17 protein-coding genes are annotated in these 15640 nt (G+C 71.5%); 11 read left to right on the top strand and 6 right to left on the bottom strand.

Features of this window, described 5'->3' with window-relative positions; all coding sequences use genetic code 11:
- On the top strand, positions 1-516 hold the full coding sequence (locus tag OG379_RS31855) for a methylated-DNA--[protein]-cysteine S-methyltransferase (protein ID WP_393766379.1): 516 nt from the start codon (positions 1-3) through the stop codon (positions 514-516).
- Positions 517-571: 55 nt separating this feature from the next.
- On the opposite strand, the gene OG379_RS31860 is transcribed toward OG379_RS31855, so the two are convergent.
- Positions 572-1156, bottom strand: a complete 585-nt coding sequence (locus OG379_RS31860; protein WP_405666510.1) for a TMEM165/GDT1 family protein — start codon at positions 1154-1156, stop codon at positions 572-574.
- Between the two features lie 316 nt (positions 1157-1472).
- On the opposite strand from OG379_RS31860, the gene OG379_RS31865 reads away from it, so the two are divergent.
- Positions 1473-1874, top strand: a complete 402-nt coding sequence (locus tag OG379_RS31865) for a (2Fe-2S) ferredoxin domain-containing protein (protein WP_393766377.1) — start codon at positions 1473-1475, stop codon at positions 1872-1874.
- Here OG379_RS31865 and OG379_RS31870 read toward each other — a convergent pair.
- Positions 1834-2766 carry a LysR family transcriptional regulator gene (locus OG379_RS31870; protein WP_405666512.1) on the bottom strand — a complete coding sequence of 311 codons (933 nt, stop codon included), beginning with the start codon at positions 2764-2766 and terminating at the stop codon, positions 1834-1836. The genes OG379_RS31865 and OG379_RS31870 overlap by 41 nt on opposite strands.
- A gap of 70 nt (positions 2767-2836) precedes the next feature.
- Between OG379_RS31870 and OG379_RS31875 the strand changes: the two genes are divergently transcribed.
- Positions 2837-3154, top strand: a complete 318-nt coding sequence (locus tag OG379_RS31875) for a hypothetical protein (protein ID WP_393766375.1) — start codon at positions 2837-2839, stop codon at positions 3152-3154.
- Positions 3155-3191: 37 nt separating this feature from the next.
- On the opposite strand, the gene OG379_RS31880 is transcribed toward OG379_RS31875, so the two are convergent.
- On the bottom strand, positions 3192-3926 hold the full coding sequence (locus OG379_RS31880) for an SIR2 family NAD-dependent protein deacylase (RefSeq protein WP_405666514.1): 735 nt from the start codon (positions 3924-3926) through the stop codon (positions 3192-3194).
- Positions 3927-3984: 58 nt separating this feature from the next.
- Positions 3985-4989: a helix-turn-helix transcriptional regulator gene (locus tag OG379_RS31885; protein ID WP_405666516.1), complete on the bottom strand. Its 1005-nt coding sequence runs from the start codon at positions 4987-4989 to the stop codon at positions 3985-3987.
- 62 nt (positions 4990-5051) lie between these two features.
- On the opposite strand from OG379_RS31885, the gene OG379_RS31890 reads away from it, so the two are divergent.
- The 3 genes from OG379_RS31890 (at position 5052) to OG379_RS31900 (ending at position 7341) form a co-directional block, all read left to right on the top strand.
- Positions 5052-5639, top strand: coding sequence for a DinB family protein (locus tag OG379_RS31890; protein ID WP_405666518.1), 588 nt, complete (start codon positions 5052-5054; stop codon positions 5637-5639).
- Positions 5636-6097 carry a VOC family protein gene (locus tag OG379_RS31895; protein ID WP_405666520.1) on the top strand — a complete coding sequence of 154 codons (462 nt, stop codon included), beginning with the start codon at positions 5636-5638 and terminating at the stop codon, positions 6095-6097. The genes OG379_RS31890 and OG379_RS31895 overlap by 4 nt, the downstream gene beginning before the upstream one ends.
- 128 nt (positions 6098-6225) lie before the next feature.
- A complete protein-coding gene (locus OG379_RS31900) occupies positions 6226-7341 on the top strand; it encodes a glycerate kinase (protein WP_405666522.1) in 1116 nt (371 codons plus the stop codon).
- Between the two features lie 41 nt (positions 7342-7382).
- Here OG379_RS31900 and OG379_RS31905 read toward each other — a convergent pair whose 3' ends face one another.
- Entirely contained in the window at positions 7383-8102 is a 720-nt protein-coding gene (locus OG379_RS31905; RefSeq protein WP_405666523.1) for a helix-turn-helix domain-containing protein, read from the bottom strand.
- A 271-nt stretch (positions 8103-8373) separates the two neighbouring features.
- Between OG379_RS31905 and OG379_RS31910 the strand changes: the two genes are divergently transcribed.
- From OG379_RS31910 to OG379_RS31930, 5 genes are read left to right on the top strand one after another with little or no spacing between them, the layout of a single operon-like run.
- Positions 8374-9171, top strand: coding sequence for an ABC transporter ATP-binding protein (locus OG379_RS31910; protein WP_393766368.1), 798 nt, complete (start codon positions 8374-8376; stop codon positions 9169-9171).
- Entirely contained in the window at positions 9159-9944 is a 786-nt protein-coding gene (locus tag OG379_RS31915) for an ABC transporter ATP-binding protein (RefSeq protein ID WP_405666525.1), read from the top strand. The genes OG379_RS31910 and OG379_RS31915 overlap by 13 nt, the downstream gene beginning before the upstream one ends.
- Complete coding sequence (locus tag OG379_RS31920; RefSeq protein WP_393766366.1) at positions 9941-10831, top strand: branched-chain amino acid ABC transporter permease; 891 nt, start codon at positions 9941-9943, stop codon at positions 10829-10831. The genes OG379_RS31915 and OG379_RS31920 overlap by 4 nt, the downstream gene beginning before the upstream one ends.
- Positions 10824-11936: a branched-chain amino acid ABC transporter permease gene (locus OG379_RS31925; RefSeq protein ID WP_405666527.1), complete on the top strand. Its 1113-nt coding sequence runs from the start codon at positions 10824-10826 to the stop codon at positions 11934-11936. Before OG379_RS31920 ends, OG379_RS31925 begins: the two co-directional genes overlap by 8 nt.
- The gene (locus tag OG379_RS31930; protein WP_405666529.1) at positions 11933-13186 is read left to right on the top strand and encodes an ABC transporter substrate-binding protein; all 1254 of its coding nucleotides are present in this window, start codon (positions 11933-11935) and stop codon (positions 13184-13186) included. The genes OG379_RS31925 and OG379_RS31930 overlap by 4 nt, the downstream gene beginning before the upstream one ends.
- 57 nt (positions 13187-13243) lie before the next feature.
- Here OG379_RS31930 and OG379_RS31935 read toward each other — a convergent pair whose 3' ends face one another.
- Positions 13244-15598 carry a discoidin domain-containing protein gene (locus OG379_RS31935; RefSeq protein ID WP_405666531.1) on the bottom strand — a complete coding sequence of 785 codons (2355 nt, stop codon included), beginning with the start codon at positions 15596-15598 and terminating at the stop codon, positions 13244-13246.
- Between the last annotated feature and the right edge of the window lie 42 nt (positions 15599-15640).

The following is a 15640-nucleotide window of genomic DNA, read 5'->3' on the forward strand; positions in this document are numbered from 1 at the left end:
ATGACCACACCCACATCGACCAGGCAGCACACGGTCGTCGACAGCCCGTACGGGGCGCTCACCCTGGTCGCGACCGACGGCGTGCTGTCCGGTCTCTACATGACCGGGCAGCGGCACCGCCCGCCCGAGGAGACCTTCGGCGTACCCGACGCGCGGCCCTTCGGCGAGACCGTCCGCCAGTTGCACGCCTACTTCGCGGGCGAGCTGAAGGAGTTCGACCTCCCGCTGCGCCTGCACGGCACCGACTTCCAGCGGGGCGTGTGGTCCGAGCTCGTACGCATCCCGTACGGCGAGACCCGCTCCTACGGGGAACTGGCCGACCGCCTGGGCAGGCCCGGAGCGTCCCGCGCGGTGGGCCTCGCCAACGGCAGGAATCCGGTCGGGATCATCGTGCCCTGCCACCGCGTCATCGGAGCCTCGGGGAGCCTGACGGGGTACGGCGGCGGGCTGGACCGAAAGCAGCGGCTGCTCGCCTTCGAGCGGGGTGCGGAGTGCGAGGTGCCGGCCCTGTTCTGAGCGGGGTGGCCGGGAGATCCGGCCACCCGGCTCACCCCGGTACCCGGGGCGCCGCTCAGCCCGTGAAGATCTCGACGACCGACCAGATGGCCAGACCGAGCATGCACAGCCCGCCGATGCGCTGCACCGTCTTCAGCGGCACCCGCTTGGCGATGAACCGCCCGGCCAGCAGCGCCAGCGCCGACACCGACATCAGGGCGACAGCCGCCCCGACGGCCGTGGACCAGGCGCCGTTGCTCGCGGCGAGGTTCGCGGTGGTGATCTGGGTCAGGTCGCCCCACTCGCTGATGAACACCGCCATGAAGGCGGTCGAGTAGACCGGCCAGAAGCCGGTGACGGTCTTGATCTCCCCGTCCTCGTCGTCGTCACCGCCACCACTGCGCAGCAGCATGAACGCGCCGAAGGCGAAGAGGGCGGCCGAGACCACCTTGACGACCCAGTCGGGCAGCAGGCCGATCAGACCGCCCGCCCCGACCGCGATGGCGACGTGCACGATGAACGCGGACGACGTACCGAACCAGACGTAGAGCGGGCGCATACGCGTGCCCATGGCCAGCGAGGCGAACATCGTCTTGTCGGGGAGCTCCGCGAGGAAGATCAGCCCGAAGGCGGTGAGGATCGCCAGGGGGTCGAGATGCATTCCGGGTGGCCTTCTGTGAGAGCCGGGCTCCGGGACTTCCGCGAAGCGCCGCTCGGGCTTTTCGGAGGACCACTCGGCCCGGCATGACGGCAACGCCCGCAGGGCGCGGACGTGTCATACCTGACCGAAGGTCTCGCCCGCCCGTGGAAATCCACGAACCCGGCCACCGGGAACCCGGAGGCTCCAGTGTGTCGACGACCGGTTTGCAGGGCTACTCCCCTTCGCAGCCGTCAACACTACCTCACCGGAGCTGCCGGGAAGCGGCTCGGTAGAGTCCTACGATGATCAGCAACGCAGTCCCCGGGAGCACACCCGCATGAGCCGCCGACCGCACAAGGCCGCCGGGCCCGGCCCGTCCCGGCCCACGGTGAGCGTCTGCCGGGGCTGCTGCTGCGGCACCGAGAAGATCCCGGGAGTGGACCACGCCGGGCAGCTCGCGCAACTACGGCAGTCCGCGGGCGCGGCCGCGACCGTGCGCGCGGTGGAATGCCTGGACGCCTGCGAGCACGGCAACGTCATCGTCGTACAGCCCTCGGCCGAGGGTCGCCGGGCGGGCGGCCGGCCGGTCTGGCTGGGTCTGGTCAACGATCCGCATGCTGTGGCCGACATCGCCGCCTGGGCGGCGGCCGGCGGGCCCGGCCTCGCGGACGCCCCGGAGATCCTGGACCTGTACGCCTTCAGCCCTTCCCGCCGGATCCGGGCCGGGCTGGAGGACTGAGCGCCTGCCGGGCGGACTCCGGCAGCGGACCGTGCGCGGTCGGCGCGTCTCGCCGCGGAGGGTCCGCGGCGACCGCCGCCTCGACGAACGAGGCGACGAGTGGCCGGCGGTCCGTCTCCGGCCAGGCGAGGACCAGGTGACTGGCCGGTGCGTCGGTCACGGGGACGCAGACCACCCCCGGGGGGACGGGTTCGACGAGCGAGCGCGGCAGCACGGCGATCGTCCGGCCGAGGACGATCATCTGCATCATCTGCGCCACATCGGCGATCTCCGGCCCGGTCCCTCCGTCGGACACTCCCCTCCAGCGCGGCAGCGTCTCGTGTTCGAGGTCCCTCAGGCGCAGTTCGGTGCGCGAGGCGAGGCGGTGGTCGCGGGGCAGGATCGCGACGCGCCCCTCGACGTGCAGCGTTTCGTGCGCCAGGCCCGTGAGGTCGTCGAAGGGCGTGTGGAGCAGTGCCACGTCCGCCCGGCCGTCATGCAGGCGTTCGACCCGGTCGGTGGCCCCGCCGAACAGGATGTCCACCTGGCGAGCGTCGGGCTGAAGGGAGTACCGGGCGAGGATGCCGGACAGCAGGCCGGCATCGCCGCCCGCCTTGATCACCAGCCGCAGGTGGGCCCGGGTCTCACCGGCCCGGCGTGCGTTCCGGGACGCGGCGGCGACCGCGTTGAGCGCGTGGCGGCCGTGGTGCAGCAATGCCTCCCCGGCGGGCGTGAGCGAGACGTGACGGCTCGAGCGCAGGAGCAGCTGGACGCCCAGGCGCGACTCGACGCGTCGGACCGCCTTCGACAGCGCCGGCTGGGCGATCGACAGACGCTGGGCGGCACGGCCGAAGTGCAGCTCCTCGGCGACCGCGACGAAGTACTCGAGCTCCCGCGTCTCCAGATCAACCATGCCTCCAGGTTATCGCCGAAGAACCAACAGGTCTTGGACTTCACCGGCACCGCACGGGTTCGATGGGTGCATGATTCACCACACGATGATCGTCTCGTTCGATGACTCCGTCCCGGACGCCGAGCTCGACCGATTCCTGAAGGACATCGAACAGCTGATGCGTGACTCCGGGACGATCCTGACCTTCGCGGCCCAGCGCCACATCCGCGTGCCCGCCGACGACCACAGTCCGGTGTTCGCCGCCACGGCCGTCGTCCAGTTCGGATTCGCCGACCTCGACGCACTCGACGCCTCGTTCGCGGCGCCCGGAGTCGAGGCGCTCATCCGGCGCTGGCAGTCCCGATTCCCCTACAAGGTCGTCTGGGTGAACCACGAGCCGCTCTCCTGACCGGCCCGACGTCCACCACCGGCCCACCGGCCCGCGGTCAGAGGGCGCCGCTCCCTGCGGAGAGCCGCTCCAGCAGCGCCGGCAGGGCCGTCCCGATCGGTTCGCGCACGGTCTCCTCGGCCAGGTCGTCGTACGGGGTCGGCTCGGCGTTCACCACGACGAGCCGCGCCCCGTGCTCCACCGCGATCCCCGCCAGCGAGGCCGCGGGCTGCACCTGGAGCGTCGTACCCACGGCGATGAACACCTGACTGGCCTTGGTGATCGCCATGGCGTCGGCGAGCACCCGAGGATCCAGGCGCTCGCCGAACATCACCGTCGCCGGCTTCAGGATCCCGCCGCAGACCGTGCACGGCGGGTCCGCCTCGCCGGCCTCGACCCGGGCCAGTGCGTCCGCCATGGCCGACCGGGCGTGGCACCGGGTGCAGACCACCTCGTGCGCCGTGCCGTGGAGTTCGACGACCTTGCGGGCGGACAGCCCTGCCCGCTGGTGCAGTCCGTCGATGTTCTGGGTGATCACCCGGACCGGGGTGCCCGACCGTTCGAGCGCGGCCACCGCGCGATGGGCGGTGTTCGGCTCGGCGCCCCACGTCGCGCCGGCGCGGCGCATCTGCCAGGAGCGGCGCCGGATCTCCGGATCGGACATGTAGAAGCCGTAGGTGACGAGCTTCTCCGCCTCCGGGTCCTTCCGCCAGAGGCCCTGGGGCCCGCGGTAGTCGGGGATGCCGGAGTCCGTGGAGATGCCGGCGCCGCTGAGGATCGCGACGAGAGTCATGGCCCGAGCCTACGGACGGCTCCCGGCACCCGCGACGGTATTTCCGCGGGGGCACGGCTCAGGTCTCCTCCGTGTCAGGCGCCACCACTGGTGCCGTCGTGCCGGCCGACAGCAGTCTCTCCGCGAGTGCGTGACACCGCTCCACCAGCTCCGGAGGGTCGAGCACCTCGAAACCATGTCCCAGCAGGAGCACCCGCATCAGCACGAAGTCGAGGTCGTCGGCGCCGCACAGGACCTCGCAGCGCTCCTTCTCCCGCGGTCGCACGACGGCCGCCGAGGCGGGGATCTGCGCACGCACCGTGCCGGCCGGCGCGTGTACGAGGAAGCGGGCCTGATGGGCGTAGACCCGGCTCGCCACCCCCTCCTGCACATACGCCGCCGCGTCGGGCGCCGTGCGCCGCGCGAAGCGCCAGGTCCGTGCGGAGACCTCGGTCATCCGGTCGACGCGGAAGCTGCGCCAGTCGTCGCGGTCGAGGTCGAAGGCGAGGAGATACCAGCGGCGGTCGGACGCGACCAGTCGGTAGGGCTCGACCCGGCGCCGTCGCACCTCGCCGGTCCCGGAGGGATAGCCGAAGCCTGCCTCGACCTCGTCGCGGCAGGCTCCGGCCAGGGTCATCAGGGCCCCGGGGTCGACCGGCGCCCGGCCTCCGTCGAAGAACTCCACCGAGCCGGAGAGCGCGCGCACCTCGTGCCGCAGCCGGGCGGGCAGCACCCGGTCGAGCTTGGTCAGCGCCCGGAGTGCCGCGTCCCCGGCGCCGGCGACCGCGCCACCGGCGCCGGCGAGCAGCGAGACGGCGGTGGCGATCGCCTCCTCGTCGTCGAGGAGCAGCGGAGGCAGGTCCTGCCCAGGGCCGAGCCGGTAACCGCCGCCGACACCCAGGCCCGCGTGGACCGGATAGCCGAGCTTGCGGAGCCGTTCGACATCGCGGCGCACCGTGCGCGGTGTGACCCCGAGCCGGTCCGCGAGTTCGGGGCCGGTCCAGACGTGGCGCTGCTGGAGCAGCCCGAGCAGGGTGAGCACCCGCTCCGTCGTGCTCCGCTCGTCACCGCCCGCCACGCCCATATGGCTCACCTTGCCAGAGAAGGCGGACCGATCCTGTCCTCCAGGGGTGCCAGGGTGGTTCCATGAAGGCAGACGAAATGGACTGGAACCGGACGTTGCGCGAGCAGTGGGAGTTCCACTGGAACCATCAGATCCGAGCCCGGCTGGAGGGCCTCACCGACGACGAGTACGTCTGGTCGCCGGTGCCGGACGCCTGGAGCGTGCGGCCGCGCTCCACCTCGACGGCACCCGTACAGGCCGGTGCCGGGGACTTCACGATCGACTTCGCCTTCCCGCAGCCCGACCCGGAGCCCTTCACCACGATCGCCTGGCGGCTCGGCCATGTCATCGTCGGCGTCCTCGCCGCACGGAACGCGGCACACTTCGGCGCGCCGGCGGCCTCGTACGAGAGCTGGGAGTACGCAGGGGACGCGGCCACCGCGCTCGACCAGCTCGAGACGCAGCTCGACGTCTGGCTGGCAGGGGTGCGGAGCCTCGGCGACGCCGGACTCCGGGTCCCGGTCGGCGAGAAGGAGCCCTACCCCGAGGCGCCCATGGCAGACCTGGTGCTGCACATCCACCGTGAGCTGATCCACCACCTGTCCGAGGTCTGCCTGCTGCGCGACCTCTACCTCCACACGCATCACGCCACGAACGGAGCAACCCGATGAGCCACCACTTCCAGGTCACCTTCGACGCCCACGACCCGCGGGCGCTGTCGTCCTTCTGGCGCGACGTACTGCGCTACGTCCACCCCGGCCCGCCCGGGGTCGACCTGCCGGAGGGCGCCGACCCCCTGGCCGCCTGGGACGACTTTCTCGCGCGGATCGGCGTACCGGAGGATCAGCGCAACTCGAGATCGGCGATCGAGGACCCCGAGGGGCACGGCCCGCGCGTGTTCTTCCAGCAGGTCCCGGAGGGCAAGACCGCCAAGAACCGTGTCCACCTCGACGTCCGCGCGGCACCCGGACTCCAGGCAGAGGAGCGGATGGCGGCGCTGGAGGCCGAGTGCGAACGCCTCGTCGCGCTGGGAGCGACGCGGGTACGCCGCGACGAGCCCGCTCCTCCGATGAGCGCCGGCTTCATCGTGATGACCGACCCCGAGGGCAACGAGTTCTGCCTGGACTGACGGCGCCGCAGGGCCGGTCACGTGGTTTCGGACAGCCATGGGCAGATCAGGGGTGGTCCGGATAAGGTCGGGGCGGCGCGACTGCCTGTTCGAAAGCAAAGGGATGCAAGGTGACGGACGGAGCAGTGATGGAGACCCCCCACGTGCTCGTGGCGGCGGACAAGTTCAAGGGCTCGCTGACGGCCGTGGAGGTCGCGGAGCGGGTGACGGCCGGGCTGCGGCGCGCCGTGCCCGGGGTGCGGGTCGAGACCCTGCCCGTCGCGGACGGCGGCGACGGCACGGTCGCGGCGGCGGTGGCCGCCGGATTCGAGCGCCGCGAGGCGCGGGTGACCGGGCCGCTGGGGGACCGGGTCACGGGGGCGTACGCGGTGCGCGGCACCACCGCAGTGGTGGAGATGGCCGAGGCCTCGGGCCTCCAGCACCTCCCCGCGGGGGAGTTCGCCCCGCTCACGGCGACCACGTACGGCTCCGGGGAGCTGCTGGCGGCCGCGCTCGACGCGGGCGCCCGGACGATCGTGTTCGGCGTCGGCGGCAGCGCCACGACGGACGGCGGCGCGGGCATGCTCGCCGCGCTCGGAGCCCGCTTCCTGGACGGCGACGGCAAGCCCGTCGGCCCCGGGGGCGGCGCGCTCGCCGAGCTGGCCGAGGCCGACTTGTCGGGGCTCGACCCCCGGCTCGCGGACATCGACCTGATCCTGGCCAGCGACGTGGACAACCCGCTGACCGGCCCGAAGGGCGCCCCCGAGGTCTACGGGCGGCAGAAGGGCGCCACCGAGGACGACATCGCGGTCCTCGACGCGGCACTCGTCCACTACGCGTCCGTGCTGGGCCCCGAGACCGCCGAGCTTCCCGGAGCGGGCGCCGCCGGAGGCATCGGCTACGGCGCACTGGTCGCGCTGGGCGCGCGCTTCAGGCCCGGCATCGAGGTCATGCTCGACGTCCTGGGCTTCGCCCCCGCTCTGGACCGCGCCACGCTGGTCGTCACCGGCGAGGGCTCGCTCGACGAGCAGACCCTGCACGGCAAGGCCCCGGCGGGCGTCGCCGCCGCGGCGCGTGCCGCGGGGGTGGAGGTCGTCGCCGTGTGCGGACGCCTCGCGCTGCCGCCGGAGGCCCTGGGCAAGGCGGGCATACGCCGTGCCTACGCCCTGACGGAGCTGGAACCGGACCCCGCCGTCTGCATGGCACAGGCCGGGCCCCTGCTGGAACGCGCGGCCGAGGCGATCGGCCGCGACTTCCTGTCCTGACGTGTCGTCATGAGGGGGGTGCCGGGCGGCCGGCACCCCCCTCACGGCTGCGAAGCCGTCAGTGTGAACGCGTCCAGCGCCAGCATCATCTCGATCAGCTCACGCGGCCGTGACAACGACCGAGAGGTCAGCCGCTCCAGCCGCCGCAAGCGGTTGAGCACGGTGTTGCGGTGGCAGTACAGCCGGCCGGCCGCCCGCCCCGCCGACCCCCCGCACTCCAGCCACGCCTCGAGCGTCCGCACCAGCAGTGCCCGGTCCGCCGGATCCAGCGCCAGCAGCGGACCGAAGACATCCGCGACCAGCCTGGCCGCCAGCTCCGGCTGGCTCACCACCAGCGCCGCGGGCAGCCGCTCCTCCAGCCGGACGATCTCCGCCGTGTCCGGTGGACAGGTCAGCAGCGCCACCTCCGCCAGCCGGCGCGCGGCCCCCAGCCCCGTCAGGCCGTCGGCCACCGGGCCGATTCCGCCGGGGCCCGGACACCCCGTCAGCAGGGCGGTGAGCGCCGCCGGATCCCGGTCACCCAGAGCGACGACGACGGTCTCGCGGTCTCCTCGTCTCCGGCGGAAGCACCGCAGCCCCTCCGCCTCCAGCGCCACGCACACCGGCCCGCCCTCGCCCGCCCGCACCACCGCCACCGCGTAACGGCCCCGCTCCGGCAGACCGAGACCGCTCGCCGCGCGCGCCGCGAGGCCCGGCTCCGACCGGCCCTCCAGCAGGGCGTCGAGCAGTGCCCGGCCCTGCTCGTCACCGCGCCGCCGCATGTCTTCGCTCCGTTCCGCAGCCAGGGGCCCCTCGTTCGGATCAGGCTGGGCTCCAGTCCGATCCGAACGAAGGACCCGCCCCGCTCATGGCTGGTGAGAATGCCACCGGCCGCCCCGGGGAGGACCGCGCATCACCTCCCTCTGTGCACCCGCACAACCGGGCCGTTCGAAGACTGGTCACCCGCAGCGATTGCGCCCGGGGCCGTGGACGCGCGCCCCGCCCGCTGCTGGTCTGTGGCACCACAACGACCAGTCGGAAGGAGGAGGACGCATGGCAACGCTCGAGATCCGCGAACTGTCCGTGGGCTACGGCCCGGTACGGGCACTGCGCGACGTCTCCGTCGACGTGCCGGCCGGCGCGATCACCGCTGTACTCGGTGGCAACGGCGCCGGCAAGACCACGCTGCTGCGGGCCGTATCGCGGACCCTCGGCTTCCACCGCGGCACGGGCACGGGCACCATCCGCTTCGACGGCCGTCCCCTGGACGGGCTCCGCCCCGCCCAGGTGGTGGCGGCGGGAGTGATCCAGGTACCGGAAGGGCGGCAGGTGTTCGCCCGGATGACGGTGGCGGACAATCTGCGGGCGGGCGCCCTCGGGGCAAGCGGCGGGCGGAAAGCGACGGCCACCGCCCTCCGGCGCGTACACGAACTGTTCCCCGTGCTCGCCGAGCGCGCGCACCAGCGGGCGGGACTGCTCTCCGGCGGTGAGCAGCAGATGCTGGCGATGGGCCGGGCCCTGATGGCCGCCCCCCGCCTGCTGCTGCTCGACGAACCGTCCCTCGGGCTCGCCCCGCTGATGGCGGCCAGGATCGCCGAGACGATCCAGGAGATCAACGCGGGCGGCACCTCCGTCATGCTCGTCGAGCAGAACGCGGCCATCGCGCTGCGGCTCGCCTCCACGGCGTACGTCCTGGATGTCGGCGAGGTGGCGCTGGACGGCCCGGCCGACGAACTCGCCGCCTCCGACGAGGTGCGCCGGCGCTATCTCGGTGTCGTCGACGAGACGGCCGCCGAGGACGCCGCCCAGGCGGAAGGCGTCACCCGCACCCTGAGCAGGTGGTCCGCGTGACGACCGCCCCGGCCCCTCTCGCCGTGCGCGACGTGACCGTGCGCTTCGCCGGGCTCACCGCCCTCGACGCGGTGTCCTTCACCGTGGAACCGGGCAGTGTGCACGCCGTCATCGGACCCAACGGCGCGGGAAAGTCCACCACGTTCAACGTGCTCTCCGGCGTCTACCGCGCCACCTCGGGCAGCGTGCACCTCGGCTCCACCGAACTCACCGGTCTCGCCCCGCACAGGATCGCCGACCTCGGCGTCGCCCGCACCTTCCAGAACCTGGCCCTGCCGCCGCACGCCACCGTCGCCGAAAGCCTCATGCTCGGCCGGCACCGGCTCACCCGCGCCGGGTTCGTGGCCTCCGGGCTGAGGCTGCCCTCCGCCACCCGTGAGGCCCACCGGCATCTCGAACGAGTGCGTGAGATAGCCGAGTTCATCGGCCTGGACAAGGAACTCGACTTCCCCGCAGGCGCCCTCCCGTACGGGAAGCAGAAGCTCGTCGAGCTCGGCCGCGCCCTGTGCATGGAGCCCGAGATCCTGCTCCTCGACGAGCCCATCGCGGGCATGACCGCCGACGAGCGCCGCCGCACCGCGGCCGTCGTCGCCGGTGTGCGCGACAGCCTCGGCATCTCGATCGTCATGGTCGAACACGACATGGGGGTGGTGATGCGGCTCGCGGACGCCGTGACCGTACTCGACTTCGGACGCAGGATCGCGGGTGGCACGCCCGCCGAGGTGCAGAACGACCCGGCCGTCGTGCAGGCCTACCTGGGGGCACAGGAATGACCACCTTCATCGAACTCCTCCTCGGCGGCCTCTCCATAGGGTCGGTCTACGCACTGATCGCCCTGGGCTTCGTCGTCATCTTCAAGGCGACCGAGGTCGTCAACTTCGCCCACGCCTCGCTGCTGCTGGCCGGCGGATACGTCACCGCCGTGCTCCACGACGACATCGGCTTCTGGCCGGCCCTCGGCGTCGGTATCGCGGGCGCGGCGGTCGTCGGCTCGGCGGTCGAGTTCCTCGTCATGCGCCGCTACCGGGGGAGCGACCAGAGCGTCCTGGCCATCGTCACCATCGGCGTCGACATCATCCTCACCACCGAACTCACCCGGCGCATGGGGACGGACGTCATGTCACTGGGCGACCCGTGGGGCGACGACGTCGTCACCATCGGGGGCGTCACCCTCGCGGAGACCCGCATCGCGGCGTTCCTCGTCGCGGGGCTGCTCATCACGGTGTTCCTGCTCGCCTTCCGCTTCACCTCGTGGGGCGTCTCCATGCGGGCCGCCGCCGAGAACCCGCAGACCGCCGCGCTGATGGGCATCCGCCTCGGCCGGGTCTCCCTCTCCGCCTGGGCGGTCGCGGGAGCACTCGCCGCCGTCGCCGCGCTCTTCCTCACGGTGTTCCCGACCCCCGGTCTGGAACGGGCCACCTCACTCGCCGCCCTCAAGGCGTTCCCCGCCGCGATCCTCGGCGGCCTCGACTCGACGACCGGGGCGCTCGTCGGAGGTCTCGTCGTCGGAGTCACCGAGTCACTCGCCACGGGCTACCAGAGCGACCTCTCCTTCCTCGGACGCGGCATCGGTGATCTCGCGCCGTACCTGGTGATGGTGGTCGTCCTGCTCGTCCGGCCGGCGGGACTCTTCGGTACGAAGGAGCTGTCCCGTGTCTGAAGCCGTCAAGGACGTCACGGGGGCCGCACCCGCCGCCGGAGCGTCGTTCACCGACCGGGTGCGGCGGCCCGCCCCGTACCTCTGGCTCGCCGGCTCGGTGCTGCTCCTCCTGTTCCCGTTCTACCTGGACAGGTTCTGGCTCCAGGCCGGACTGTTCGCCATGGCCGCCGCGATCGGGGCGATCGGGCTCAACCTGCTCACCGGCTCCACCGGCCAGCTCTCCATGGGGCACGCCTTCTTCCTCGCCGTCGGCGCGTACGGCTACTGCATCCTGGGGGGCGAGAGCAGTACCGAGAACGGGCACGCCCTCACCGGCCTCGGCCTGCCCACCTGGCTCGCGGCTGTCCTGGCCGTGCTCCTGGCCGGTGCGGCCGGGGGGCTCTTCAGCCCCATCGCGGGGCGGCTGAGCGGCGCCTACCTCGGTATCGCCACGCTCGCGCTGATCTTCATCGGCCAGCACGTGCTGTTCAACGCGGGCTCGCTCACCGGTGGCTTCAACGGCCGCCCGGTGCCGCCCCTCTCGCTCTTCGGGTTCACCTTCGACGACGCCGAGGTGGTCGTCGCCGCAGTGCCCTTCCAGTCGTCCGAGAAGCTCTGGTACCTGGGGCTGGCCGCCCTGCTGGCGAGCGGGCTCTTCGCCCGCGGGGTGCTGCGCGGCAGGCCCGGCCGGGCGCTCAACGCCATCCGGGACCACCGGATCGCGGCCGGCGTGATGGGGGTGCCGGTCGCCCGGTACCGGGCGGGCGTCTTCGTCCTGTCCTCGATGTACGCGGGCCTCGCGGGCGTCCTGCTCGCGCTGGTCTTCCAGCGGACCGTGCCCGAGTACTTCGGCATGATCCTGTCCCTCGAATACCTCGCCATGATCGTCATCGGCGGGCTGGGCAGCGTCGCGGGAGCCGTCATCGGTGCCGCGTTCGTGTCGCTGCTCCCGCAGGTGCTCACCCACTACAGCGACTCCCTCCCCCTGGTGTCCGCCCCTGGTACGGGCGGCATCGCACCGGGCGAGGCGTCCCGCTATCTGTACGGCGCCGCGGTCGTCGCGGTCGTCCTGTTCCTGCCCGGCGGCATTGCGCGTCTGAAGAATCCAGGGGAGAAGAAGAAATGAAGCTACGTGTTGTCGGAGCCGTTGTGGCGGCTCTCACCCTCACCCTCGCGGGATGCAGCGAGAAGGCGAAGTCGTCTGACGACGGCGCCGCTGACAAGAACGGTGTGAAGACCGGGGAGGGCGTCACCGACTCGAAGATCACCCTCGGGGCCCTCACCGACATGACCGGGGTGTACGCCTCGCTGGGCAAGAGCGTCACCCAGGCCCAGCAGCTCTGGGTGAAGGAGACCAACAAGGCCGGCGGCATCTGCGACCGGCAGATCGAACTGACCGTACGTGACCACGGATACGACCCGCAGAAGGCGATCGGCGCCTACACCGAGCTGGAGCCGGAGGTGCTGGGCTTCACCCAGTTCATCGGCTCCCCGTTCGTCGCCGCCGTCGAGTCCCGCATCGACGGCCAGGACAAGGGCATCGTCCTGCCGCAGGCATGGTCGGCGAACCTGGTCGGATCCAAGTACGTCCGCGTCATCGGCGCCACCTACGACGTCGAGACCATCAACCTGATCGACTTCCTGCTCGACGAGAAGCGCATCGCCAAGGGCGACAAGATCGGTCACGTCTACTTCGAGGGCGACTACGGCGAGAACGCCCTGGCCGGCTCCAAGCACGCGGCCCAGGAAGCGGGTCTCACCGTCGTCGAGCAGAAGATCAAGCCGACCGACAACGACATGACCGCCCAGGTCTCCGCGCTCAAGCAGGCCGGCGTGAAGGCCGTCGTCATCAGCGCGGGACCGCGCCAGGCGGCCTCCCTGGTCGGTGTGGCCGCGGCCACCGGCTTCAACGTCCCGGTCGTCGGCAACAACTCCGCGTACGCCCCGCAGCTCCTGGCGACCCAGGCGGGCGCGGCCCTGCAGAAGGACTACTACATCGGTTCCTCCACCCTGCCCATCGGTGACAGTGCCGAGGGCCCGGCGAAGCTCGCCAAGGCGTACGCCGCCCAGTACCCCAAGGACGGTCTCGACAACGGCGTCATCGCCGGATACAACGCCGCGTCCGTCTTCGGCGAGGCGCTGAAGAAGGCCTGCGAGTCGAAGGACCTCACCCGTGAGGGTGTCGACAAGGCGCTGCTCACCATCAAGGGCTTCGGCGATGACTTCGGTATCTCGCACGACTTCACCGACCCGTCGGCGCCCTCCACCCGGGAGACCGTCGTCATGAAGCCGGACGCCAAGACGCCCGGAGGCCTCAAGGTGGTCCGCCCGGCCGAGGTGGCCCCGGCCGCCGAGTCCTTCACGCTCAAGCCCTGACCTCCCCGTACGGAGACGGGCCCGGCCGCCGGGCCGGGCCCGTCTCCATGCGCGCGGTCAGCTGGTGTAGGCCTCCAGCTCGGACAGCTGACCCGCCGGCCAGCCGGTGTTCGCGGTGAACGTCAGCCGCAGGTAGCGGACCGGCGTTCCCGTCAGCGTCACCGTCGCCGTGTTGCCGCTCGACGGGTTGAAGGTGTACCCGGCGGGCGACTTCAGTGAGCTGTACGCCGAGTTGTCGGTGCTGCCCGTGACGCCGATCGTCTGGGTGCGTGTCGCCCAGGCGGTGGCCGGGGGCAGCTTCAGCACCAGCCGCTTGACCGCCTTCGCGGCACCGAGGTCCACGGTGACGGACTGCGGGAAGGCGTTGTTACGGCTCTCCCAGTAGGTGTCCGCGTTGCCGTCCACCACGTTGGCCGCGCCGTAGACGTCGGCGTGGCCGGTCTCGGTGACCGTGCGTCCCCGGGCGAGGTTGCCCGTCTCCTCGGGCGGATCCGTCGGGTCCGTGGGATCCGTCGGGTCGGTGGGGCCGCCGCTCCCGGGCACCCCGCCGTTGGTCCACACCGGGTCCGGCCAGACGCCCGTGCAGGCGGGCGGGTCCGCGTACCAGCCGGAGTTGCCGGTGCCCTGGGTGATCCGGAAGCCGCTGCCCACGCAGTTGTGGATCGGGTTGGACTGGGCGATGTGCGTGGCGACGACCTTGTTGAACGAGGCCGTGCCCGGAGCCTGGATCTGCAGGGCGTACGTGCCCGCGCCGTCGATCTTGATGTTGTCGAAGTGCAGCCCGTTGCTCGCGCCCTCGATCAGATGGATCGCGGCGTAGGAGCTGTCCAGGATCTCGCTGTCGGTGATGTTGATCGTGGCGTTGCTGATCGGCTCGTTGAGTCCGCTGAACCAGATCGCGCCGACGCCGAAGCGCCAGTTGAAGTCGTTGTTGCCGGTGCGGATCAGGGTGTTGCGGGCAGCGGTGTGCGTGCCCGAGACAGCCGTCCCCTGGCCGGAGTTGACACCTGGGTAGCGGTTGGCGATGTGCAGCCCGCCGCCGTTGGTGACGGTGTCCGACATGACGTTGTCGGAGATCGTGATGTCCTTGCCGCCGTACGTGACGATGTTGTTGGCGAGGATCGGCAGGATCACCGTGTTGAACGTGAACTTGTTCTTCACGTTCGGGACGTTCTCCGCCCACATGGCCAGTCCGTCGTCGCCGGTGTTGCGGACGAAGGTGTTGGTCACCGTGGAGTTCGTGACGCCGTAGTGGAAGTTCACGCCGTCGGCGGTCTGGTCCAGGATCCGGCTGTTCCTGATGGTGAAGTTGTCCATCGGACCGTCCATCCAGGCGCCGCACTTGGTGTGCTGCATCCAGACGTTGTCGACGACCGAGTCGGACATGGCCCCGCCGATGGCGTTGACCTGGTCGTTGTCCACCCGCTCACGGATGTCGCCGATGATGGCGAAGTCCTTGAGCGTCACGTTGCTGCTGCCACCCTGCGCCGAGTACTTCCCGTAGACACCGACCGCCTTGCTCCGGTCGGTGGGATGCCGTCCCGTCAGCACGCTGTACCAGGGCCCGGCGCCCCGCAGGGTCACCTTGTCGACGACGATGTGGTCCTGGACCTTGAAGGTGCCCTGCGGGATGTACACCTCCTTGCCCTGCGTGCGGCCGGCGTCCACCGCGGCCTGGATCTTCGCGGTGGAGTCGGCGGCACCCGTCGGGTCCGCGCCGAAGTCGCTCACCACGTCCAGCGCTCCGGACGGCTTGCCGACGGGGGCGCCGACCTGCTCGAAGTCCGTCAGGTCGATGGTGAACGACGGTGAGGCCGCGGTGGAGGTCACCTGGAGCCGGATCTTCGTACCGGCGGCCAGGGTGGACCCGAACATGGTCCGTGTCTCGTCGTAGAAGTGGTGCGGGGCGGTGTCGCCCGGGTTGTTGTTGAAGGGGTAACCCCCGTAGTACCAGCCGTACTTCGACGTCACCGGCACGCTCTTGAGCGAGCTGCCGTCGACCCGCAGATCGAGCGAGGCGTCCCGGCCCGTCCCGGCCGCGTTGTCCGGCAGCGAGTAGCGGAACGTCATCGCGTTCGCGGGGGCGGTGAGCGTGAACTCGACGTACTCACCTGCGGCGTCGAGGGTCACCGCCTGCCGGCCGGACGCCTCGGAGGGCAGGGCGCCGTAGAGGCGGTCGGGGCCGATCAGGGTGCCGTTGGTGGCGGCGTACTCGGCTTCCTGTTCCTTGAACGGGACGGTGGCGCCCCGGCCGGATATGCCGACCGGGGAGGGCGCGGGGACCGCGGCGGCCTGAGCGGCCGGAGCGCCGGCCATGACCACCGCCGCCGCGGTGCCGACGGCGGTGAGGGCCAGGGAGAGGGAGGCGGACACGGAGCGTCTGAACAGACGGTGTCTGGGTGGTGGGGTCACGTGTGGGTCGTCCTTGCGGCTCGTGGGGGCTCTTCGGACGCC

Origin of the sequence: Streptomyces sp. NBC_01166 (assembly GCF_045039765.1) — a bacterium.
Lineage (GTDB): Bacteria > Actinomycetota > Actinomycetes > Streptomycetales > Streptomycetaceae > Streptomyces.